Source organism: Bradyrhizobium sp. UFLA03-84 (assembly GCF_002289535.1).
GTDB classification, from domain to species: domain Bacteria; phylum Pseudomonadota; class Alphaproteobacteria; order Rhizobiales; family Xanthobacteraceae; genus Bradyrhizobium; species Bradyrhizobium viridifuturi.
This window is the reverse complement of record NZ_NSJY01000020.1, coordinates 217659-241147: the sequence shown is the minus strand read 5'-3', so window position 1 is coordinate 241147 and position 23489 is coordinate 217659. Positions and strand designations below refer to the sequence as shown.

At 64.3% G+C, this 23489-nt stretch carries 22 protein-coding genes; 19 read left to right on the top strand and 3 right to left on the bottom strand.

Annotated elements, in window-relative coordinates; translation table 11 throughout:
• Nucleotides 1–38 precede the first annotated feature (38 nt).
• The gene (locus tag CK489_RS40275) at nt 39–692 is read right to left on the bottom strand and encodes a glutathione S-transferase family protein (protein ID WP_095736187.1); all 654 of its coding nucleotides are present in this window, start codon (nt 690–692) and stop codon (nt 39–41) included.
• Nucleotides 693–1312: 620 nt separating this feature from the next.
• On the opposite strand from CK489_RS40275, the gene CK489_RS40270 reads away from it, so the two are divergent.
• From CK489_RS40270 to CK489_RS40260, 3 genes are all read left to right on the top strand, one after another.
• Entirely contained in the window at nt 1313–2515 is a 1203-nt protein-coding gene (locus CK489_RS40270; protein ID WP_050630384.1) for a pyridoxal phosphate-dependent aminotransferase, read from the top strand.
• Between the two features lie 270 nt (nt 2516–2785).
• Complete coding sequence (locus tag CK489_RS40265; protein ID WP_050630385.1) at nt 2786–3310, top strand: DUF992 domain-containing protein; 525 nt, start codon at nt 2786–2788, stop codon at nt 3308–3310.
• Between the two features lie 322 nt (nt 3311–3632).
• Nucleotides 3633–4115, top strand: a complete 483-nt coding sequence (locus CK489_RS40260; RefSeq protein WP_050630386.1) for a DUF992 domain-containing protein — start codon at nt 3633–3635, stop codon at nt 4113–4115.
• Between the two features lie 96 nt (nt 4116–4211).
• Here the strand turns inward: CK489_RS40260 and CK489_RS40255 are convergent, their stop codons facing one another.
• Nucleotides 4212–5144 (bottom strand): alpha/beta fold hydrolase, encoded by a 933-nt coding sequence (locus tag CK489_RS40255; protein ID WP_095736186.1) that lies wholly within the window; start codon nt 5142–5144, stop codon nt 4212–4214.
• Between the two features lie 125 nt (nt 5145–5269).
• Between CK489_RS40255 and CK489_RS40250 the strand changes: the two genes are divergently transcribed.
• The 7 genes from CK489_RS40250 to CK489_RS40220 all read left to right on the top strand — a co-directional run bounded on the left by CK489_RS40250 (nt 5270) and on the right by CK489_RS40220 (nt 13741).
• Entirely contained in the window at nt 5270–6175 is a 906-nt protein-coding gene (locus tag CK489_RS40250) for a LysR substrate-binding domain-containing protein (protein ID WP_095736185.1), read from the top strand.
• Nucleotides 6176–6345: 170 nt separating this feature from the next.
• Nucleotides 6346–8394, top strand: coding sequence for an elongation factor G (locus tag CK489_RS40245; RefSeq protein ID WP_095736184.1), 2049 nt, complete (start codon nt 6346–6348; stop codon nt 8392–8394).
• 148 nt (nt 8395–8542) lie between these two features.
• A complete protein-coding gene (locus CK489_RS40240; RefSeq protein WP_143278331.1) occupies nt 8543–10543 on the top strand; it encodes a WG repeat-containing protein in 2001 nt (666 codons plus the stop codon).
• Between the two features lie 89 nt (nt 10544–10632).
• A complete protein-coding gene (locus CK489_RS40235; protein ID WP_095736182.1) occupies nt 10633–11274 on the top strand; it encodes a YoaK family protein in 642 nt (213 codons plus the stop codon).
• 46 nt (nt 11275–11320) lie between these two features.
• Nucleotides 11321–12163, top strand: a complete 843-nt coding sequence (locus CK489_RS40230) for a shikimate dehydrogenase (RefSeq protein WP_095736220.1) — start codon at nt 11321–11323, stop codon at nt 12161–12163.
• Nucleotides 12164–12280: 117 nt separating this feature from the next.
• Nucleotides 12281–12859, top strand: a complete 579-nt coding sequence (locus tag CK489_RS40225; protein ID WP_198961145.1) for a hypothetical protein — start codon at nt 12281–12283, stop codon at nt 12857–12859.
• 273 nt (nt 12860–13132) lie between these two features.
• Nucleotides 13133–13741 carry a hypothetical protein gene (locus CK489_RS40220; RefSeq protein WP_050630426.1) on the top strand — a complete coding sequence of 203 codons (609 nt, stop codon included), beginning with the start codon at nt 13133–13135 and terminating at the stop codon, nt 13739–13741.
• Between the two features lie 171 nt (nt 13742–13912).
• Here the strand turns inward: CK489_RS40220 and CK489_RS40215 are convergent, their stop codons facing one another.
• Complete coding sequence (locus CK489_RS40215; protein WP_050630391.1) at nt 13913–15049, bottom strand: alpha-hydroxy acid oxidase; 1137 nt, start codon at nt 15047–15049, stop codon at nt 13913–13915.
• A gap of 135 nt (nt 15050–15184) precedes the next feature.
• On the opposite strand from CK489_RS40215, the gene CK489_RS42020 reads away from it, so the two are divergent.
• The 9 genes from CK489_RS42020 (at nt 15185) to CK489_RS40175 (ending at nt 23451) form a co-directional block, all read left to right on the top strand.
• The gene (locus tag CK489_RS42020) at nt 15185–15358 is read left to right on the top strand and encodes a hypothetical protein (protein WP_167350180.1); all 174 of its coding nucleotides are present in this window, start codon (nt 15185–15187) and stop codon (nt 15356–15358) included.
• 216 nt (nt 15359–15574) lie between these two features.
• Nucleotides 15575–16921, top strand: a complete 1347-nt coding sequence (gene glmM / locus CK489_RS40205; protein WP_050630393.1) for a phosphoglucosamine mutase — start codon at nt 15575–15577, stop codon at nt 16919–16921.
• A gap of 293 nt (nt 16922–17214) precedes the next feature.
• On the top strand, nt 17215–18465 hold the full coding sequence (locus tag CK489_RS40200) for an MFS transporter (protein WP_198961138.1): 1251 nt from the start codon (nt 17215–17217) through the stop codon (nt 18463–18465).
• Between the two features lie 310 nt (nt 18466–18775).
• Complete coding sequence (locus tag CK489_RS40195) at nt 18776–19627, top strand: outer membrane protein (protein WP_198961137.1); 852 nt, start codon at nt 18776–18778, stop codon at nt 19625–19627.
• 189 nt (nt 19628–19816) lie between these two features.
• Nucleotides 19817–20668, top strand: a complete 852-nt coding sequence (locus CK489_RS40190) for an outer membrane protein (protein WP_050630394.1) — start codon at nt 19817–19819, stop codon at nt 20666–20668.
• Between the two features lie 71 nt (nt 20669–20739).
• On the top strand, nt 20740–21330 hold the full coding sequence (locus CK489_RS42555; protein WP_245350767.1) for a glutathione S-transferase family protein: 591 nt from the start codon (nt 20740–20742) through the stop codon (nt 21328–21330).
• An 18-nt stretch (nt 21331–21348) separates the two neighbouring features.
• Nucleotides 21349–21819 (top strand): GNAT family N-acetyltransferase, encoded by a 471-nt coding sequence (locus tag CK489_RS42550; RefSeq protein ID WP_245350765.1) that lies wholly within the window; start codon nt 21349–21351, stop codon nt 21817–21819.
• 168 nt (nt 21820–21987) lie between these two features.
• Entirely contained in the window at nt 21988–22200 is a 213-nt protein-coding gene (locus tag CK489_RS40180) for a hypothetical protein (RefSeq protein ID WP_050630397.1), read from the top strand.
• Nucleotides 22201–22278: 78 nt separating this feature from the next.
• Entirely contained in the window at nt 22279–23451 is a 1173-nt protein-coding gene (locus CK489_RS40175; protein WP_095736178.1) for a phosphoserine transaminase, read from the top strand.
• Nucleotides 23452–23489 lie beyond the last annotated feature (38 nt).

Below are 23489 nucleotides of genomic sequence, written 5' to 3'. Positions count from 1 at the left end.
GCCCGCTATTTGGGCAATTTCCCCGCTATTCCCGGAATTCAGACCCCGGCGACGAGGCGAGCCTGGGGCGCCGCCTCGGGACCAGGCTGCCAATCCATCGAGACAAATCCGGGGGTCTGCTCGACCCGTTTCAGCCAGGTCCGGATCGACGGAAAGGTCGTCAGGTCGAAGTCGCAGCGGTCGGCGACATGGGTGTAGCCGTAGAGCGCGATGTCGGCGACGGTGAATTGCTCGGCGGCGAAGAACGTGTGGTTCTTGAGGTGATTTTCCATCACCTGCAACGCCGCATAGCCGCGCTCCATCCAGTCCTCCAGCGCGTGGGTCTGCAGATCGCGTCCGCCCTTGACCAGCGACAGCCAGAAATAGGCGGCGCCGATATTCGGCTCCAGCGCGTGCTGCTCGAAGAACATCCATTGCAGCGCCTCGGCGCGCTCGATCCGCGACTCCGGCGCCAGCGGCGTGCCGATCGCAACATACCAGAGAATGGCATTGGACTCGGCGAGGTGGCGGCCTTCGGCGACCTCGAGCAACGGCACCTGGCCGCTCGGATTCTTGGCCAGAAATTCCGGGGTCCGGCTCTCGCCGCGCAGGATGTCGATCTCGATCGCCTCGTACGGCGTGTTCAGCACGGCAAGCGCGAGCCGGACCTTGTAGCTGTTGCCGGAGCGCTGCATCGAATAGAGCTTGTACATTGCGTCGGGGTTCACTCAGGTCAGGGAGACGGTACGCTTGAAAGTTGCGCGGCCTGTCACACCGCAACGCCGCTAAACAATGATGCCGACAGGGGTGCGTCGCAAGCCCTGCAATGTGGAAAAAGTCGAAACGTCTACCGCACTGCACGCGTGCAGAACGATTCCATCAACACGGCAGAACAATTCGGATCACGCCTGCGCGACGCTGTGCACGGTGCCGGTCGATAGGATCGATCGCCGTCACCGACATGCTGCTATTCAGAAACGTTAACGCGGCATCCGGATCGCGGGATGTGTCGTCGTCGGTTACGCCGGAGCGCCTGCCGTCGGCACTGTCAGGCAGCTGCGCGCGGCACATTGTCCTCGGAGCAATCCGCGCTGGACAACGTGGCCGGAGGCCTTGCCGGCAAGGCTGGAGCAGCCCCGACAGGGCTTGCCGGATATGAGTCATTTGAGGCCGGAACTTGCGGAATATTGCGCATCCCGCGCGCCATGCGTGAAAGTTTTCGTGCTTTATCGCCAAGCTTCTTGCGATGCAGCGGCGACAGGCCTAGGGTGCCGCGATCCCATTCAAATCATGTCGTGGCCCAACGGCTCACGACGTTTGCCAGGAGATGATAATGGCCTTCCTGTCCGCTGCGCTCGACCGTGTGAAGCCGTCCGCGACGATCGCGGTCACGGACAAAGCACGCGCGCTGAAAGCCGCGGGCCGCAACGTCATCGGCCTCGGCGCCGGCGAGCCGGACTTCGACACGCCCGCCAACATCAAGCTGGCTGCAATCCACGCGATCGAGGCCGGCAAGACCAAGTACACCGATGTCGGCGGCATTCCGGAGCTCAAGGAAGCCATCATCAACAAGTTCTCGCGCGAGAACGGCCTGACCTACAAGCCGAACCAGATCATCGTCGGCACCGGCGGCAAGCAGGTGCTCTACAACGCGCTGATGGCGACCATCAATCCGGGCGACGAGGTGATCATCCCGGCGCCGTACTGGGTCAGCTATCCCGAGATGGTGGCGCTCGCCGGCGGCGAGTCGGTGCCGGTGGTGTGCCCGGCCTCGACCGGCTTCAAGCTGCGTCCGGAAGATCTCGAGAAGGCGATCACGCCGAAGACCAAGTGGGTGATCCTGTGCTCGCCGTCGAACCCGACCGGCTCGGCCTACACCAGGAGCGAGCTCAAGGCGATCACCGACGTGCTGGTCAAGCATCCGCATGTCTGGGTGATGACCGACGACATGTACGAGCACCTCGTCTATGACGACTTCGTCTTCACCACCGCGGCGCAGGTCGAGCCGAGCCTTTACGATCGGACGTTGACCGTGAACGGCGTGTCGAAGGCCTACTGCATGACCGGCTGGCGCATCGGTTACGCCGGCGGCCCGGCGCAGCTGATCAAGGCGATGGCGACGATCCAGTCGCAGTCGACCTCGAACCCGTCGTCGATCGCGCAGTGGGCGTCGGTCGAGGCACTCAACGGTCCGCAGGACTTCATCGCTGCGAATAACAAGGTGTTCAAGGAGCGCCGCGACCTCGTGGTGTCGATGCTCAATCAGGCGAGCGGCATCGAGTGCCCGCGGCCGGAAGGCGCGTTCTACGTCTATCCGTCCTGCGCCGGCACGATCGGCAAGAAGGCGCCCTCGGGCAAGGTGATCGACAATGACGAGACGTTCGTCACCGAGCTGCTCGAAAGCGAAGGCGTCGCCGTCGTGCAGGGATCGGCGTTCGGTCTCGGACCGGCGTTCCGCATCTCCTACGCCACCAAGACCTCTGATCTCGAGGATGCCTGCAAGCGCATCCAGCGCTTCTGCGGTAATCTGCGATAGTTAATTCCGAACGAGGAAACGCTCCCGCACCTAATGCGGGAGCGTTTTTGTTTGTGTGCTCCAACTATCGTCAGCGCGTAGATTGCGCGCGGCGGTAAAATCGCTGAGTCAAATCACAACGCGCTCATCTCACGCGTGTGTGTACGAACATCGATGCCACACGCGGGAAGTTTTTACGGCCTCTTTGCGAACTGCCTTGTTTTAGACACGACCCTTGCTTTCTGTCCGCCGCGCAAATTGCAATTCAGTTCACCTTGCGGAGACAGACCAATGCGACTTTCGACCCTCACCTTTGCAGCGCTTGCGTTGCTGGCGCCGTTCGCCACCGCCAACGCGGCGCCTCAACAGGTTCAAGCCGGGGTCCTGCAGTGCCAGGGCGGCGAGAATGTCGGCTTCGTCGTCGGCTCTGTCGCCCGCCTCGAATGCGTGTTCCAGAGCGGCGGCCGCCGGCCCGAGCCGTATCTTGCGACCGTGAAGCGGATCGGCGTCGACCTCGGCTTCACCGGGCAGACCCAGCTCGCCTGGGCCGTCAGTGCGCCGACCACGGTCGTGCCGCGCGGCGCGCTCGCCGGCAGCTACGGCGGCGTCGGCGTCAATGCTTCGGTCGGCCTCGGCGCCGGCGGTAACTTCCTGTTCGGTGGCCCGAACAACGCCTATGCGCTGCAGCCGATCAGCGTGCAGGGCCAGACCGGTCTCAACGTTGCGGCCGGCATCGCCGGGATCGATCTCGAGCCGGTCCGCGCCAGCGGTCCGCGCCGGCATCATCGCCACCACCGCCATCATCACCACCACTAGATTTTGGCTTGACGCGTTTTCTTCACGCGAACCGGTATCCACTTCGCTCGAAAACGCTCCAGGCTGGTTGGTGTTCGATCAAAGGGGCCCGCGAAAGCGGGCCTCTTTTTTTGCGCTCTGTCGTTTGCTGTCTGCCGCCGGCGCAGCCGGCTGCGTTGAGGGAACATAGCAACACCGCCACATCCCGTAACAATCGGTGGCCGGGCACCGCATATTCTGGCCGATCTTTCGATGTTATGGCATAGGATGCGAACGGCGCCGCAGACACGGCGCCGTTCTGTTCTCTGCTCGCGTCATGCCTTTCAGCCGGAGACTCCCCAACATGCGTCGCTTCACTCTCCTCGCCGCTGCCGCCATTGCCACGCTCACCGCAATCGTTGGCGCCGACGCCCAACAGCCGATCCAGCGCGTGCAGGTCGGCGTCCTGGAATGCCGCGGTGGCGCGAGCGTCGGCTTCATCGTGGGTTCCGTGACCCATCTCGGCTGCGTGCTGCGCGCCAATGGCCTGCCCGAGGACCGCTACATCGCGACCATCCAGAAGGTCGGCATCGATCTCGGCATCACCCAGGAATCGGCGCTGGCCTGGGGCGTCTATGCACCGGTGGAGCGGCTCGGACCGGGCGCGCTGTCCGGCAACTATGCCGGTGCGCAGGGCAGTGCGACGCTCGGCGTCGGCGTCGGCGGCAACGTGCTGGTCGGCGGCTCCGACAACACGATCGCGCTGCAGCCGCTCAGCGTGCAGGGTCAGGTCGGCGTCAACATCGCCGCCGGCCTCGAGAGCCTGGAATTGCGTCCGGGTCGCTAAAGCATGATCCGGAAAAGTGCGAAGCGGTTTTTCCGGAAAGATCATGCGCAAACAAGCGGCGAGAGTGCGATGACGTTCATTTGATCTCGTCGCGCTTTAAAGCCCGCGCTCACCGTTCTCCAGTCTGCCGAAGAAGCCGCGGGCTTCTTCGGCAACGATCCCGGGCGCTTCGGCGTGAACATAATGTCCGGTGTCGACGAACGTGATCGAAGGCTCGCGCCAATAGTCCCCCAGCCTGTCTGACCATTCGGGCGAGATCAGCGGATCGCGGCGGCCCCAAAGAAAGCGCGAGGGCACCTCGATGCGCGGTTGCGCCGGTAGCTTGCCCTCCAGCCAGAGCCGGCGATTGGGCGCGGACGAGAGATACCAGTCGAAGCCACCCTGGATGTTGCCCGGCTTCATGAAGTTGTCGACATAGGCTTCGAGCAGCTCGCCGAACACGGCGGGATCGTCGCCCGACCAATGGTCGAGGAAATGGCGGAAATAGAGCCGGCAGGACTCGCGCGAACTGCCGACCAGTTGCGCCGCCCACGGCAGTTGCTGGAAGTATTGATACCAGACCTCGATCAGGTGGCCGGGCCCGCCGTAGCGCTGGCCGAGGCCCGGATAGGGCGTGCAGAGATAGAGCGTGCCAGTCAGCCGCCGCGGCTCACGATGCGACATCGCCTGCATGACATAGGCGCCGAGATCGCCGCCGATCACGCCGAAGCGGTCATGACCGAGCGCGTCCATGACGGCGAACATGTCCAGCGCGTGGCGCTCCGCGGTGGCCGACGCGTCAGGTGTCGGCGTCGGCTTGCCGGTGTCGCCGCAGCCGCGCAGATCGGGCGCGATCAGCTCGAAACTGTCGCCGAGGCGCAGCATCAGCGGACGCCACACCAGCCAGAACTCCGGCCAGCCATGGAGCAGCAGCAGCGGCGGGCCGTTGCCGAAGCGCGCGACGTTGACGGATAGGCCGCCGGTATCGATCTTCTGTTGCGTGATGCCTGCCGCGGCTGCATCCGCGAAGGCCTTTTCCAGTGCCGTCATCTGCGACCTCCCGTGGTTGGCCGCAGGCTGTCCGCGTTCGCGCGTCCGGTCCAATACTCGTTCGATACGGTAGCAGAGCTGTTGCGTATGGCTGCCGCCGCGGGCCGCCGTGCTATAGCGGTGGCATGGAATTGCGACACCTCAGATACTTCGTGGCGCTCGGCGAGGAATTGAATTTCACGCGGGCGGCCGAGCGGCTGCACATCGCGCAGCCGCCGCTCAGCCAGCAGATCCGCCAGCTCGAGGACGAGCTCGGCGTCACGCTGCTGCAGCGGAATAGTCGTCCGGTCAGGCTCACCGAGGCTGGCGAGATGTTTCTGGCGCGCGCACGCGCGCTGCTCGCAAGCTTCGAGAGCGCGGTTGCCGACACGCGGCGGGTCGGGCGCGGCCAGGCCGGCAAGCTCGCGATCGGATTCGTCGGCTCCGCCATGTTTGCCGGCCTGCCCGATATCATCGGCGCCTATCGCGACGCCTGTCCCGATGTCGAGCTGGTGCTCGACGAGATGCTGGCGGCAGAGATTGCCGAGGCGTTGCGGCGGCGCCGGATCGACGTCGGCTTCGCACGCCCGGCGCTACCAGCCGAAGCCGGGCTGGCGCAGCGCCTGATCCTCGATGAGCCCTATGTCGCGGCGCTGCCGCGCGCGCATCCCCTCGCGGCGCGAGGCCACATTGCGCTCGCCGAACTGTCCGATGATGCTTTCGTGCTCTATCCGGCGCAACCGGAGCCTTCGGTCACGGGCCTGATCGTGAACGCGTGCCAGGCCGTGGGCTTTACGCCGCGGCTCGCGCAAGAGGTTCTGCATCTGCAAACCGCGATCGGCCTGATCGCCGCCGGTGTCGGCGTGTCGCTCGTTCCGGAGGCTGCGGCGCGCGCGCAGACCGGTCGCGGCGTGGCTTACGTTCCGCTTTCCGCGCCGATGGTGACGGCTCCGCTCACGGTTGCGTGGCGCGAGGAAGATGCGTCGCCTGCCGTGCAGCGCCTGCTCGACCTTGCGGCGCGCTGGCGCGAGATTGCACCCGCACGGAACTGACGCGTCGGACGCCTTCGTCCGGACGATGGCGGCGCGCAGCTCTGCGATCGTTAACCTCCGCGCCGCCGCACCGCAGCGACGTTTTCTCGCTTGCCAAATGTCAAACGCAGGCAGAGCATGAATGGTCGCCGACCCAATCATGGGCCGAGCTCCAACACGAGGAGGCGGCAATGGGACAAGACGTCAGAAGTCCCCGAGGTCCACGGTGCATCGCGCTGGTGGGCCCTTTCCAAAGCGGTAAAACCACACTTCTGGAAGCGATCCTGGCGCGCACGGGCGCCATCAAGACTGCCGGCAGCGTCGATGCCGGAACCTCCGTCGGCGATGCCAGCCCCGAGGCGCGTCAACACAAGATGGGCGTAGGCCTGACCGCCGCCACCACCACCTTTATGGGGGACACCTACACCTTTATCGATTGCCCCGGCTCGATCGAATTCGCGCACGATATGCGTGCCGCGTTGCCGGCGGTCGATGCCGCGGTCGTGGTCTGCGAAGCTGACGAGAAGAAGCTGCCGCAGCTGCAGATCATCCTGCGCGAGCTCGAGGAGCTCGGGATTCCCCGTTTCCTGTTCCTGAACAAGATCGACCGCGCCAACAAGCGCGTCCGCGAGACGCTTGCGACGCTGCAGCCGGCCTCGCGCGTGCCGCTGGTGCTGCGCCAGATCCCGATCTGGAATGGCGATCTGATCGAAGGCTTCGTCGATCTCGCGCTGGAACGTGCCTTCGTCTATCGCGAGCACAAGCCGTCGGAGGTGATGGCGCTCGAGGGCGGCAACCTCGACCGCGAGAAGGAAGCGCGCTTCTCGATGCTGGAGAAGCTCGCCGATCACGACGACGCGCTGATGGAGCAATTGCTGGAGGATATCCAGCCGCCGCGCGATGCGGTGTTCGACGATCTCGCCCGCGAATTGCGCGAGGGGTTGATCTGTCCGGTGCTGCTTGGTGCTGCGAGCCGCGAGAACGGCGTGCTCCGGTTGATGAAGGCGCTGCGTCACGAGGCGCCCGGCGTCGCCGAGACCGCCCAACGGCTCGGCATCAAGGACCAGAAGGATGCGCTGGCCTATGTGTTCAAGACCGTGCATCTGCAGCACGGCGGCAAGCTGTCGCTGGCGCGCGTGCTGATGGGTCACCTCGACGACGGCGCGACGCTGCAATCCTCGAGCGGCGACAGCGGACGCGTCTCCGGCATCCTCGCGGTCTCGGGCGCGCACGACAGCAAGCGGCCGTCGGCGGAGGCCGGCGACACCGTCGCGCTCGGCAAGCTCGATGCAATCAAGACCGGCGACACGGTCTCCAGCGGCAAGACGGCCCCGGCCTCGCTGGTCAAGGTCGAGCCGGCCGCGGCGGTGCTGTCGATCTCGATTGCGGCGACCGATCGCAAGGACGACGTCAAGCTCGGCCAGGCGCTGCTGCGGCTGAACGAGGAGGACCCATCGCTGACAATGATCCAGAACCCGCGCACCCACGACACCGTGCTGTGGGGGCAGGGCGAGATGCATCTGCGCGTCGCCCAGGAGCGGCTGAAGGACCGCTACGGCGTCAACGTCAAATCGCATCCGCCGGCGATCGGCTACCAGGAGACCATCCGCAAAGCCATTACCCAGCGCGGCCGGCACAAGAAGCAGTCCGGCGGCCATGGCCAGTTCGGCGATGTGGTGCTCGACATCAAGCCGAAGCCGCGCGGGTCGGGCTTCGAATTCCACGAGAAGGTGGTCGGCGGCGCAGTGCCTCGCAACTATATCGGCGCGGTGGAGGAAGGCGTCGTCGACGCGCTGGCGCGCGGCCCGCTCGGTTTCCCGGTGATCGACGTCGACGTCACGCTGACCGACGGCTCCTACCACAGCGTCGATTCCTCCGATCTCGCGTTCCGCACCGCGGCGCGGATCGGGGTCAGCGAAGGCTTGCCGCAGTGCCAGCCGGTACTGCTGGAGCCGATCCACATGGTCGAGATCGTCTGTCCGACCGACGCCACCGCCAAGATCAATGCGATCCTGTCGGCGCGCCGCGGCCAGATCCTCGGTTTCGACACCCGCGAGGGCTGGAGCGGCTGGGACTGCGTTCGCGCCACGATGCCGGAATCCGAGATCGGCGACCTCATCGTGGAGCTGCGTTCGGCCACGGCCGGCGCCGGCACCTTCACCCGCCAGTTCGACCGCATGGCCGAAGTGACCGGCCGCGCCGCCGACCAGATCATCGCCGCGCATCGCGACGCGGCGTGATGAAGCGACGTCTTCCCGGGCGCGAAAGCCGCGCCCGGGACTGACTTTCGATTTACAATTACACATTGTGAAACGACCGACACCGTCTCGCCACGGATTGCGCCTAACCCGTCGATAGCCGTCGGAACGGTGAGGCAGGACAGTGCGCGTGTGGTGGAAAGTTGCCGCGTTGGCTGGCGTGATGCTGATGCATGGCGCACTCGCGCAGGACAAGCCGCAAGACCGGTCGATCGAATTGACCCCCGCCGGCAAAGCCGTCTTGCAGGAGCTGATCGCGCAGAGGCCGTCACCCTACGACCCTCCGTCGACTGGCCCTCTGCCGATGTGCGCGTTTCCCGGCGGCTTGTGTGGAGTGGTCCGCCGTGATGGAACGGTCGCGGTATTTCCTCGCTACGACTGGGTTGGCTCGTTCTCGGATAACCGTGCCGCCGTCCGGATCGGTGGTCTCTATGGCTTCATCGACGAGGACGGCCGTGAGATCGTGAAGCCGCAATACCGCATCGTCGACGACTATCACTACGGCTTCGCCCAGGTCGACGTGGACGGAAAGTCCGGCCTGATCGACCGGGACGGCAAGATGGTGATCGAGCCGAAATATGGATTCATCCGGGCGAAAGGTCTGGATCGCTTTGCCGTGTCGGAAAGCCGACGGCTCGGCGGAATGGCCGGCGGGGAGGATTTTTCAAACAGCACCGTAGCGTTCACGCCATCCGGAGACATACGTTTCACAGTCTTCGATCCGATGCTGACCGACGTCATCGACATCTCGGGCCGATTGATCGAGGCGGGCGCGCCGCCGGCTCCCATGTTCGACAAGGATGATCCGTCATTTCACTGGGTGCAAAAGGAGAAGCTCTGGGGACTGGCGCGCGCCGATGGAAGCTGGCTCATCGAGCCGAAATTCCAGCGGGTCGATGCGTTGATAAACGGGCTCGCGCGGGTGACGGTCAACGGCAAGATTGGCTTCATCGATCGGACGGGTAATTTTGCCATCGCGCCGGTCTTCGACAAGGTCGGGTGGTTCAAGCCGGGTCTCGATCGTGTGTCGGCCGAGCGCGACGGTGTGGTTGGCGTGATCGACAAATCGGGCGAATGGATTTTCCAGACCAAGTATCAGCAGCTGCAATTCGCCCTTGCCTCCATGCTTTCCGATCACCCCCTCGCTGTGTTCGGATGGCACTTCAAGACGGCCGACCGGTGGGGGCTTCTCGACCTGAATGGCCGCGTGGTTCTCGACGCCGAATTCGATCAAACGATCCAGCAGTGCGCCGATGGCCGGCTCTCCGCGTACAAGAACAAGGAATGGTTCTACTTCAAAGCGGACGGCAGCCCGCTACAACCGCCGGACGGCCGGCTCATTGATGCGTCATGTTCTGGCGGTGCGCCACCGTTCGTCTTGAGGATTGGAGACAAATTCCGTTTGGTTGACGCTGGCTCGAACCCGTTGACGCCGGTGCTATACGACGCGATCGGTTGGGCCGGAGCGGGCGTCAAGAATGCCAAGCTCGATGGCAAGTGGGGACGCCTTGGGTCCGATGGGCGTTGGCTGCTCGAACCCAAATTCGACTACCTCTCGACCGGCGCCGATCTGTTCGTCGCATCGATCAATGGCAAGCGGGGCTTCATGCGCTCGGACGGATCGTGGCTGATCGAACCCAAATTCGATGCCGCCGCGTTGCGTCGCGACAATGAAACCGCCTTCGTGACCCTGTCCGGCGCGACCGGCGTCCTGCGGCTCAAGGATCAGTCCTGGATCATTCCGCCGCGGCCGGCCGTGCTGTGTGATGTCAGTATGAGTCACGTGATCATGTCGGAAGCCGCGGGCAAGCGGGCGATCCTGTCGCAAACCGGTGAGACCTGGATCGACATTGGGGCCGAACGGGTCGGCGCCAACATCGAGTTTGGCCTTTTGACATTTCTCAAAGACGGCAAATGGGGGCTGGTCGACACCGCTGGGCAGGTGATGGTCGCGCCCCAATACGACGCGCCGGTCTATTTCATGCCGGGCCGACGCGGCATCGCGTGGGCCAAGCATGACGGCGAATGGTGCGCGATCGACCGGCATGCCCGGTCAGTCCCGGGCATTGGATGTGTCCACACCAACCCGGCGGGTCTGGACAACCGCTTCGAGTGCAAGGTCGAGCGCTGATGTCTGCGATCACGCCTTGCGGGCTGTGAACGTTGGCAGGATCGCGAGACACGGCTAGCTTGCGTCCCTGATGGGGGCGCAACGACATCATGCTTGAATCCCGCCGCAACCTGGCGCTGGCCTGCGCGCTCAGCGCGCTGGCCGGTTATGTCGACGGCATCGGCTATCTGCATCTCGGCGGGCTGTTCGTCTCCTTCATGAGCGGCAACTCGACGCGGCTTGGCGTGACCTTGGCCGAGGGGCATTGGCAGCACGCGCTGGAGGCGCTGGAGCTGATCGTGCTGTTCGTCGGCGGCGCCGCGGCCGGCAGCCTGGTCGTGCTGAGTCCCCTCGCTCATCGGCAGACGTTGATCCTCCTCGGCGAGGCGCTGTTGCTGACCGCGGCGGCGCTGGCCTACGCGTATGGCCTGCCGCACGCCGCGGTCGCCGCCATCGTCCTGGCGATGGGGCTCGAGAATGCCGTGTTCCAGCTCGAGGGCGGCGCCGGGCTCGGTCTCACCTATGTCACGGGAGCGCTGGTCAAGGCCGGCCAGCTGATAGCCGCGGCGCTGACCGGCGGAGCAGGCTGGGCCTGGCTGCCCAACCTGCTGCTGTGGGCGGCGCTGGTCGTCGGTGCGCTCGGCGGCGCATTGGCCTACCGCTGGATCAATCTCGCCGCGATCTGGTTTGCCGCGGGCACCGCGTTTGCCCTCAGCGCGCTGGTTGCCGCAATCGCGAAGCGGATGGATTGACAGCGCGGCTGCCTTGGCCGATGTCACGGTCATGACATCCTCAAGCATGCCATCCCAAGGCAAAACCCGCGCCGCGTGCCTGATCGGGTGGCCGGCGGCGCATTCCCGCTCGCCGCTGATCCACCATTACTGGCTGCGCACGCTCGGCATCGAGGGCGGCTATGTGATCGAGGCGGTGCCGCCGGAGGATTTCAAGGATTTCCTGTTCCGCCTGTCGCTGCGTGGCTTCGTCGGCGCCAACGTCACCCTTCCGCACAAGGAGCAGGCGCTGGCGCTGTCGGCACCGGATGCGCGCGCCCGCGCCGTCGGCGCCGCCAACACGCTGTGGTTCGCCGATGGCGAGTTGCGCTCGACCAACACCGATGTCGAGGGCTTCATCAACAATCTCGACGCCTGCGCGCCGGGATGGGACAAGACCGAGGACGCGCTGGTGCTCGGTGCCGGCGGCGCGGCGCGCGCGGTGGTGTTCGGCCTGATCGAGCGCGGCATCACGCGGGTGCACCTGGTCAACCGCACCATCGGCCGTGCGCGCGCGCTCGCCGACCAGTTCGGCGCGCGTGTTCATCCGGCGACCTGGGACGCGGTCGGCGAGTTGTTGCCGCGCTCAGGCCTGCTCGTGAACACGACCTCGCTCGGCATGCACGGCCAACCGGCGCTTCAGATCGATGTCTCCCTGTTGCCGCAGAGCGCGGTTGTTACCGATCTTGTCTATGTGCCGCTGGTGACGCCGCTGCTTGCAGCGGCCGCGGCGCGCTCGCTGAAGACTGCGGATGGGCTCGGCATGCTGTTGCACCAGGCCGTGCGCGGTTTTGAATTGTGGTTCGGGCAACGCCCGCAAGTCACTGCGGAGCTGCGCGCACTCGTTGAGGCCGATCTCACAAAGACTTGAGGCCCGGAATAGCGTCTCCGGAACGGGGTCTCGTGTTAGTCCCCCCGCGTTCCCTCCCGGAGATCGATGATGCCTGCCAGCCGTTCCCAACTCGTTCGTCCGTTCATCGCGCTCGCGATGGTGACGGCCTCCACGCTCTACGCGCTCGCGCAGCAGCCGCCGACACCGACGCGGGTACGCGGAACCGTCGAGAGCGTCGAGGGCGATACGCTGGCGGTGAAGTCGCGCAGCGGCGAGGACGTCAAGCTGCACATGGCGGGCAACATGGTGGTGCTCGGGCTCACCAAGATCGGCCTGTCCGACATCAAGGTCGGTTCCTTCATCGGCACGACAACGGTACCCGGCCCCGACGGAGTGCCGACGGCGGTTGAGGTGCATGTCTTCCCCGAAAACATGCGCGGCACCGGCGAAGGCTCGCGGCCCTACGATCTGAAGCCGAACAGCAGCATGACCAACGCGACGGTTGCGGAATCCGTCGTCGGCAATGACGGCCATACCTTGCTGGTCAAGTACAAGGACGGCGAGAAGAAGGTGCAGGTCACGCCCGACACTCCCGTCGTGACCTATGTTCCCGGCGACAAGGCGGACCTGAAAGCCGGCGCCAAGGTCATCGCCTTCATGAAGAAGCTGCCCGACGGCTCGTTCGAAACCGACCGCGTCAGCGTCGGCCGCGACGGGCTGACCCCGCCGATGTAACGCGAGGCGCCAGATCTCGTTGGGTCGTGGTTATGGGTTCCGGGTCGCGCTTCGCTTGCCCGGGACGACGAAGATCGTGTGGCTCGTTCGCTTCAGCCGGGCTATGGCGGCTTGCGTCAAGCGCATCACCTGTCCGTTACTGCGGTAACAGTCCCTCATCCGGTGCGTAAATGTCATGCAAGCCGTCACTCCAGCGGGGAGTTGTGGCTTGCACGGAATACCACCAATTCCCCGGTGTTCCCCTAATCGCCAGCCAAACCCATGAGGGACACCATGTCGAAATCGCCGCTCTTCGCTGCATTGCTTCTCGTCGCCTTTGCCTCGACCGCGTCGGCGCAGCAGCCGCCGACGGTGCGCATTCGCGGCACCATCGAGGCCGTCGACGGCGCAATGCTGTCGATCAAGTCGCGCGACGGCGCCGAGATGAAGGTGCGGACCACGGATAACGTTGCAGTCTTCGGCGTTGCCAAGACCGATTTGTCGGAGATCAAGGCCGGTTCCTATATCGGGGTCACCGCGATGCCGGAGCCCGACGGGACGCAGAAGGCGATCGCGGTGCACATCTTCCCGGAAAACCAGCGCGGCGCCGCTGAAGGTTTTCGGCCCTGGGACCTGCGCGCCAATTCGACGATGACCAACGCCACCGTCGCCGAGACGGTGCAGGGCACCGACGGCCAGAACATCACGGTGAAATACAAGGACGGCGAGAAGAAGGTCGTGGTGCCCCCGGGCACTCCGGTCGTCACCTTCGTCTCCGGCGACAAGTCGGAGCTGAAGCCGGGCGCCAAGATCATCATCTTCGGCGCAGTGAAGAAGGATGACGGCACGCTGGAAGCCAACCGCGTCAATGTCGGCCGCGACGGCATCGCGCCGCCGATGTGAGGCGCAGGCAAACTCTCTCGACACGTTGTCCCGGCGAAAGCCGGGACCCGTAACCACCGATGACGATTGTTGAGAAGAGTTGGGGCCACAGCCGTACCAAATCTCGCACGGCTGTGGTTATGGGTCGCGCTTCGCTTGCCCGGGACGACGTGTCGAGGCGGTCGCTCCGCCCTAAACCGCCAGCACCTTGTCGTCGATCTCGGCGATGGTGTTGACGCCGCACAGCCCCATGGTGGTGGTGAGTTCCTTGCCGAGGATGTCGAGCGCCTTGGCGACGCCCTCTTGGCCGCCCGCGCCGAGGCCATAGGCATAGGCGCGGCCGATCATGCAGGACTTCGCGCCGAGCGCGAGCGCGCGCATGATGTCCATGCCGGTGCGGATGCCGCCGTCGAACATGATCTCGAGCTGTGATCCGACCTCGTCGACGATCTCGGGCAGCACCTCGATCGAGGACGGTGCGCCATCGAGCTGGCGGCCGCCATGGTTGGAGACCACGATCGCCTGCGCGCCGCTCTTGGCGGCGAGCTCGGCGTCCTCGACATCGAGAATGCCCTTCAGGATCAGCTTGCCCGGCCAGATCGAGCGGATCCAGTCGATGTCCTTCCAGTTCAGCGTCGTATCGAACTGCGATGCCGTCCATTCCGACAGCTTGACGATGTCGTCCATGCCTTTGACGTGTCCGGCGATGTTGCCGAAGGTGCGGCGCTTGCCTTGCAGCACGCCCGACACCCACGCCGGCTTGGTCGCGAAGTCGATCAGCTTCGACAGCGACCATTCCGGCGGCACGGTCATGCCGTTCTTGATGTCCTGGTGGCGCTGGCCGATCACCTGGAGGTCGACGGTCAGCACCAGCGCCGAGCATTTCGCCGCGATCGCACGCTCGATCAGCGACTTGATGAAGCCGCGGTCCTTCATGACGTAGAGCTGGAACCAGAACGGCTTGTCGACGGCGGCCGCGATGTCCTCGATCGAGCAGATCGACATCGTGCTCTGGGTGAAGGGAATGCCGGCCGCCTGCGCGGCGCGGCAGGCGTGGATCTCGCCGTCGCCATGCTGCATGCCGAGCAGGCCGACCGGGGCTAGGATCAGCGGCATCGCCGAGGGCTCACCGAGAATCGTGGTCGCGAGCGTGCGCTTGGATACATCGACCAGGATGCGCTGGCGGAACTTGATCTGCTGCAGGTCGTCGGAATTGGCGCGCAGCGTGTCCTCGGTGTAGGAGCCGCGGTCCGCATAATCGAAAAACGCCTTCGGAACCCGGCGCTTGTGCAACTGGCGCAGATCTTCGATGCAGGTAATGTGCTTCATGGACGTTCCCGGCCCTTCTTCTTGTCGCAAGTCTGTTTGAGCAAGCCTTGTTGGTAAGCCTTGCGGGTGTTCGGTCTTGCCGTCATCTAGCATGGTTGGATGGTCCGCCAAATCGACCACGGATGGGAGAGCGCGATGACGCAATCGGGATCAAAGCCGAAGGCTGACGACAATGCTGAAAAGCGCCGGCTCGACGAGGCCCTGGAAGAGGGCCTGGAGGAGACGTTTCCCGGTTCCGACCCCGTCAATGTGACCCAGCCGGCCCCGACCAAGGGCGACCAGCACGTCAAGCGTAGCGGCAAAGGGTAGGGGATAGCGCGCGTTCCGGGGATTGTGTGAACGAGCGGAATGTTATATTTTTCAGCGCCTTAAGGCCGAAAAATGCGGTTCGGCTGTGGTAATGATTCATCATATTTTTTGAAGTCATCTTAGCGCCTGGCAGTCTATAAGGCCGATGCACGCTACACTGGTAGGCGTTCGGGACTCTCTCGCCGGATGGTTCGAGGGGTCCGTGTTGGGGGTTACATGAGCCGCAAATATTTCGGGACCGATGGAATTCGGGGCCGCGCCAATGGGCTGATCACGCCGGAGCTCGCGCTCAAGGTGGGGCAGGCCGCAGGGTTGGTATTTCAGCGTGGCGATCATCGCCATCGCGTCGTGATCGGCAAGGACACGCGGCTGTCCGGCTACATGATCGAATACGCCATGGTGGCGGGCTTCACCTCGGTCGGCATGGACGTGCTGCTGGTCGGCCCGATGCCGACGCCTGCGATCGCGATGCTGACCAAGTCGATGCGCGCCGATCTCGGCGTCATGATCTCGGCGTCGCACAATCTTTTCGAGGACAACGGCATCAAGCTGTTCGGCCCGCAGGGCTTCAAGCTGTCCGACGATGTCGAGAAGCAGATCGAGCAGCTGCTCGATGAATCGCTTGACCGCCGCCTGGCGCAGAGCGCGAGCCTCGGCCGCGCCCGCCGCATCGACGGCGTCCACGACCGCTACATCGAATTCGCCAAGCGCACTTTGCCGCGCGACCTCTCGCTCGACGGCCTGCGCGTCGTGGTCGATTGCGCCAACGGCGCCGCCTACAAGGTGGTGCCGGAAGCGCTGTGGGAGCTCGGCGCCGACGTGGTGCCGATCGGGGTCGAGCCCGATGGTTTCAACATCAACAAGGAATGCGGCTCCACCTCGCCGGAAGCGCTGTCGCGCAAGGTGCGCGAGATGCGCGCCGACATCGGCATCGCGCTCGACGGCGATGCCGATCGCGTCATCCTGGTCGACGAGCGCGGCCACATCGTCGACGGCGACCAGCTGCTCGCGGTGATCGCGCAGAGCTGGAAGGAGGAGGGCCGCCTCGCCAAGCCCGGCATCGTCACGACCGTGATGTCCAACCTGGGGCTCGAGCGCTTCCTGCAGAGCCACGGGCTTTCGATGGTCCGCACCCCGGTCGGCGACCGCTACGTGCTCGAGCAGATGCTGAGCGGCGGCTACAATCTCGGCGGCGAGCCGTCGGGCCATATCATCATGTCTGATTATTCGACCACCGGCGACGGCTTCGTCGCGGCGCTGCAGGTGCTGGCCGTGGTGCAGAAGCTGCGCCGCCCGGTGTCGGAGATCTGCCGGCGGTTCGAACCACTGCCGCAGATCCTGAAGAACGTGCGCTATCGCAGCGGCAAGCCGCTCGATGCCGCCGAAGTCAAGTCCGCGATCACCGACGGCGAGAAACGTCTCAACGGCCATGGCCGGCTGTTGATCCGGCCCTCCGGCACCGAGCCGGTGATCCGCGTCATGGGCGAGGGTGACGACCGCATCCTGGTGGAAGAGGTCGTCGACAACATCGTCAGCGCACTCGGCCACGCCGCCGCGGCTTGAAGCTATAGATTCTCCGGGGCTCACCTGCCGATTCCGTCATCCTGAGGCGCTCGCGTAGCGAGCCTCGAAGGATCGACGGGCCGGCTAGTGGCCGTGCATCCTTCGAGGCTCGCAAGGGCTCGCACCTCCAGCGACAAAGGCGAAGCCTTTGCGCGGGGATGACGGAGACGGATTTGATTCAGTAATGCTGACCACACAGCGCATCGCTGCCATCGGCTAGCGCAACTGGTCCCGGCTGCCTCCGCGTCGTACGACACGGAGGTATTTTTGCGAATCCGTCCGGGAATGCTGCATTGAACAAGCCCGTCATAAGCGAACAGGCACAGGGCGAACCGGTGCCGGTGCCGGCGCTGACCGCCGCGAAGGCGGCCGCCGCGGCGGGGCCGGCCTATGTCGTGCTCGCCGGCATCAGCTTCTCGCACTTCCTCAACGACACGATGCAGTCGCTGATCGCCTCGGTCTATCCGATCCTGAAGGACAATTACGCGCTCGACTTCGCGCAGATCGGAATGATCACGCTGGCGTTCCAGTTCACCGCCTCGCTGCTGCAGCCGCTGGTCGGGCATTTCACCGACAAGAAGGCGCAGCCGTTCTCGCTTGCGATCGGCATGGGCTTCACCTTCTTCGGGCTGCTGCTGCTCAGCGTCGCACACTCTTACGGGATGATTCTGATCGCGGCTTCGCTGGTCGGTCTCGGGTCCGCGGTGTTCCACCCGGAATCCTCGCGCATCGCGCGGTTGGCTTCAGGCGGCCGCTACGGTTTCGCGCAATCGGTGTTCCAGCTCGGCGGCAGCTTCGGCACCTCGATGGGACCTGTGCTCGCCGCCTTGATCGTGGTGCCGTTCGGCCAGCCTTCGATCGCCTGGTTCTCCTCGATCGCATTCCTCGCCATCGTGATCCTCTGGCGCATCGGCGCCTGGTACAAGCCGCAGATCGCTGGGAAGAGGGTGGCTGCGGTTGAGCGGCATCCCGACCATCCGGACCAGCGGCGCGTGATGATCGCGCTCATCGTGCTGGTCGCGCTGCTGTTCTCCAAGCAGCTCTATGTCTCCAGCCTGTCGAGCTACTATATTTTCTATCTGATCGACAGGTTCGGCGTGTCGACGCAGGCGGCGCAGCTCTATCTGTTCATCTTCCTCGCCGCGAACGCCGCCGGCGCGTTCATCGGCGGCCCGCTCGGCGACCGCTTCGGCCGCAAATACGTGATCTGGTTCTCGATCCTCGGTGCGCTGCCGTTCACGCTGGCACTGCCCTATGCCGGGCTGTTCGCCAGCGCCGTGCTGACTGTCGTGATCGGCCTGATCATCTCGTCGGCGACGTCGGCGATCATCGTGTTCGCGCAGGAATTGATGCCGCATCGCTTCGGCATGATCTCGGGCGTGTTCTTCGGCGTCGCCTTCGGCATCGGCGGGCTCGGCGCTGCGGTGCTCGGCAAGCTCGCGGACCACACCTCGATCGCCTTTGTCTATCAGCTGTGCGCATTCCTGCCGGCGATCGGCCTGCTCGCGGTGTTCCTGCCGAAGATGCCGAAGTCCGTTCGCTGAGCCCCCGGCAGCTTGTCGGGCAGCCAGCGGTTCCCGCATTAAGCATTCGCTAACAAACGCAGTCCGCGTGCGATGCAAACGCGCGTCCGCGTCAACGCTTCATTAGCACATGTGGCGAGATCGCCATCTTTCGCCGGTGCATGCGCGCATTTATGGACCCATAAGCAACAGCCGCAGAAATAGGTCAGAGAAAATCAACCTTAAAAATTAGGGTTAAGTGCCGCTTAAACATTTGCTGGCATCGTCCGCCCGTGAGTTTCAGACGTGGGGCTTTTCGTGTCGCCTCACTTGGCACAAAAGGACGAAGCCAATGCGTAGCGTAAAGACCCTGCTTGCCGCCGGCGCGGCATCTCTATTGTCCTCGGCGGCGTTCGCTGCCGACATGCCGATCATGCCGCCGCCCCCGATGGCGTATGCGCCTCCGCCGGTCCAGGATTTCGGCGGCTGGTATCTGCGCGGCGACATCGGCATGACCAACACCCAGGCCAAGCTGCACGTCAACGCCTACGACACGCTGCCGGCCGGCACGGCCTTCAACCAGTACGGCCACGGTTTCGATGGCGGCATGCTCTACGGCATCGGCGTCGGCTATCAGTTCAACAGCTGGTTCCGCGCCGACGTCACCGGTGAGTATCGCTCGAAGGTGAGCTTCAACGGCACCGACTTCTTCACGTTCCCCGGGCCGAGCTCGCTGGGCGACACCTATCACGGCGGCATCCAGAGCTGGGTCGGCCTCGTCAACGTCTACGCCGATCTCGGCACCTGGGGCTGCTTGACCCCGTTCATCGGTGCCGGTGTCGGTGCCGCTGTGATCAAGACCGCGGCCTTCTCCGACAATGCGACGTTCCCGAGCGGGTCCGGCCTGACCAGCTCCTTCATCGCCGACGGCGCCACCAAGACCAACTTCGCCTGGGCGCTGCACGCCGGTGTCGCCTACAGGGTCACCAACAACTTCACGGTCGAACTGGCCTATCGCTACCTCGACATGGGCACTGCCGGCCAGGGCCAGGGTCACTTCTTCGACAACACGCCGGCCGGTCCCTCGAGCTTCCAGTACCGCGACATCACCTCGCAGGACGTGAAGCTCGGCGTGCGCTTCAACCTGCCGTGCTGCGACGTGCCGCCCCCGCCGCCGCCGCCCCCGCTGATCCGCAAGGGCTAACAAGGGTTAACTTCGAGCCCTCACGGTTAACGATTGAAACGGCGCGGGATCATCCCGCGCCGTTTTCCGTTGCCGCATCACGTCGCGCTCGTTGCAACTTGCGTGGTCGAAAGCGGCCGGCGACAACGATTGGTTAAGGTTAACAGGCGATGATCAACGCGCATTCGATGAGTGGGATGGAGCGTTGCGATGCGTAGGTTCTTGCTGGCGGCGATGATGTTCGGAGCGGTGACTGGCGCGCAGGCGGCCGACATGCCTGATTTCCTTCGCGGTAGTCTGCCCGCTTCCAGCGCACCAACCAGAAACTGGGACGGCTGGTATGTCGGCGGCCAGGTCGGCCAGACTTGGATCAACACCGACTTTGGCGGTAGCGTTGCTTCCCTGACCAATTCCATATTCCGCAACACCACGCTGCAGGGGCCGACATCCCAATTCAATCTGCTGGGTCGGGTCAATGCGCAAAGCTCGGGCTTCGGAGCATTTGTCGGGCGCAACTGGCAGTATGACGACGTCGTGGTGGGTGTCGAAGCAAACTATACATATTGGTCCGGACTTACGACAACGACGTCCGGAAGTCTGGGTCCGATTCAAGTCGCACAACCAACCCTCGTCCTGCCGGCCGGCGCCACTGCCGCCGACGGCGTGACGTTGAATGGAAGCGCTTCGATGAGGCTCAAGGATGAGATGACATTCCGCGGTCGCGCGGGTTGGGCAACCGGTGATTTCCTCCCCTACGCCTTCGGCGGCCTTGCGGTCGGCCGGATGGATGTTTCGCGCACGGTCACGAGCTCCGTGAACAGAACGATCAACTTTGCCGACGGAAGTTCGACCACCTTTGCACTTCCGCAGTTTGCGCAAACCGCGACGGATGCGAAAACGGACGCTTACGTTGCCGGTTGGACCGCCGGTCTCGGCCTGGAATACATGCTGTGGAACTGTGTTTTCCTGCGCGGCGAGTGGGAATACGTCAAGTTCATGCCGGTCAAGAACACCTCGGTCACGCAGAACAGCGTGCGTGCGGCGATCGGCTACAAGTTCTGACCAACGCTGCGTCGCTTGACACCGCAATGTGCGGCTGATCCGATGTTGCTCCGCAAGCGGAGCGACCCCACATGAAAATCCACGGCGACGCCAATTCAGGCAATTGCCTGAAGGTGAAATGGGTGTGCGACAAGCTGGCGCTCCCTTACACATGGGTCGAGATCGACACCATGAAGGGCGGCAGCCGGACGGCGGATTTCCTCAGGCTGAACGGCTGGGGCCAGGTGCCGACGGTCGAGCTGGATGACGGCCGCACGCTCGCGCAATCCAATGCCATCATCCGCTATCTCGCGCGCGGCAGCGATCTGATCCCCGCCGACCCGTACCGTGCGGCGCAGATGGATGCCTGGATGTTCTGGGAGCAGAACAGCCATGAGCCCTATGTCGCCGTCTGCCGTTTCCAGACCGTGTATCTCGGCAAGGCCGTCTCCGAGATCGATCCGAACCTGATCAAGCGCGGCTATGTCGCACTCGATCACCTGGAGCGGCATCTTGCAGGCACGCAGTTCCTGGTCGGCGATGCGTTCTCGCTCGCCGACGTGTCGTTGCTTACCTACACGCGCATGGCGGAGGACGGCGGCCTCGCGCTCGCGCGCTATCCCATCATCCGCCGCTGGATCGCCGATGCCGAGCATGTGCTCGGCCTGCCGGCGGTGCCCTGACCTCTGGTGAACATCGATATGACTGAAGCCTCATTGATCACGATCCGCCGCGCGCGGCGCGAGGATGTCGCCGCCATCGTCGGCATGCTGGCGGACGATCCGCTCGGCAGCGCGCGCGAGCGGATCGAGGATCCGCTGCCGCAAAGCTATTACGACGCCTTCGCGCGGGTCGAGCGTGATGCAAACCTGCAGCTCGTCGTAGCCGTCGACGGCGAGGGTGCCATCGTCGGCTGCCTGCAACTCGCCATCTTGCCCGGCCTCAGCTCGCAGGGCTCTTCGCGCGGCCTGCTCGAGGACGTCCGCGTTGCACAGCATTGCCGCAGCCGCGGCATCGGCGAGCAGCTCGTGCAGTGGGCGGTGACCGAGGCGCGCGCGCAAGGCTGCACGCTCGTCGAGTTGCTGACGCACTACACCCGCGTCGACGCGCAGCGCTTCTATGAACGGCTTGGATTCGCGCGCAGCCATCTCGGCATGACGCTGCGCTTTTGAGCCGGGCGCTCGAAGTTGTGCCGCACGCAGGGCAATGCCTGCGGTAGCCGTTGCTCCGCGATCCGGTTAACAGCCAATAAACTAAGCCGGCCTCCGTGATTTTACGGGTCGGAACGAGTCCGGTATGTCGGACGTCTCCCACGGGGCGGCGGGCAACTGGGGATTGGAATGTCGGATTATTCGATCGTGCGGGTCGGCAACGAGTACATCGTGCAGGCCGGCGATAAGAGCATTTTGAAAATATCGAGCCGGCGCAAGGCAGTTAAGATCATGACTCTGGCGGCAGATCTGCTCGATCAGGAGACGATGCAGCAGGTCGAGGACGCCCCATCAATCAGCCGTGATCTCCCGATTGTTCCGGAAAAGTCTGAACTTCCTTGACGTTTGGGTACCCTTCCACTATCTCCGACCGCGGGAAACCTCTCCCCACCGAGAGGCAGCTATCTGGAAGGGTAGATTATGACTGCAGCGAAGCCCGCTTCGCGGCCCAACGTGCCGCATTTCTCCTCCGGCCCCTGCGCCAAGCGCCCCGGCTGGAACCCCAACAATCTCAAGGACGCAGCGCTCGGCCGCTCGCATCGTGCGAAGGTCGGCAAGGCCAAGCTCAAGCTCGCGATCGAACTGACGCGCGAAGTGCTTGAGGTGCCTGCGGACTACAAGATCGGCATCGTGCCGGCGTCGGATACCGGCGCAGTCGAGATGGCGCTGTGGTCGCTGCTCGGTGCACGGCCCGTCACCACGCTCGCCTGGGAATCCTTCGGCGAGGGCTGGGTCAGCGACATCGTCAAGGAATTGAAGCTGAAGGACGTCACCAAGCTGAACGCGGCTTATGGTGAAATCCCCGATCTCTCCAAGGTCGATCCCGCATCCGACGTCATCTTCACCTGGAACGGCACCACGTCAGGCGTGCGCGTGCCGAACGCCGACTGGATCAGCGCAACCCGTGAAGGCCTCACGATTTGCGACGCGACCTCGGCCGCCTTCGCGCAGCCGCTCGATTTCGCCAAGCTCGACGTCGTCACCTTCTCCTGGCAGAAGGCGCTCGGCGGTGAAGCCGCGCATGGCATGCTGATCCTGTCGCCGCGTGCGGTGGAGCGGCTCGAGAGCTACAAGCCGGCCTGGCCGCTGCCGAAGATCTTCCGCCTCACCAAGGGCGGCAAGCTCAACCAGGGCATCTTCGAAGGCGAGACCATCAACACGCCGTCGATGCTCTGCGTCGAGGACTATCTTGACGCGTTGAACTGGGCGAAGTCGATCGGCGGCCTGAAGGCGTTGATCGCGCGCGCCGACGCCAACACCAAGGCGATCGCCGACTGGAAGGCGAAGACGCCCTGGATCGACTTCCTGGCCAAGGATCCGGCGATCCGCTCCAACACCTCTGTGTGCCTGAAGTTCACCGATCCCGCGATCACCTCGCTTCCCGCCGATGCGCAGGCTGATTTCTGCAAGAAGCTGGTCGCGCTGGTGGAGAAGGAAAACGCCGGCTTCGACTTCGCGTATTACCGCGATGCGCCGGCTGGCCTGCGGATCTGGTGTGGCGCCACGGTCGAGGCAAAGGACGTCGAGTTGCTGACGCAGTGGATCGACTGGGCCTTCGCCGAAACCAAGGCCGCGTTGCCCAAGGCTGCCTGAAGAGGCGGCATAAGCCGCTTCGCGTAATTCATCATCGT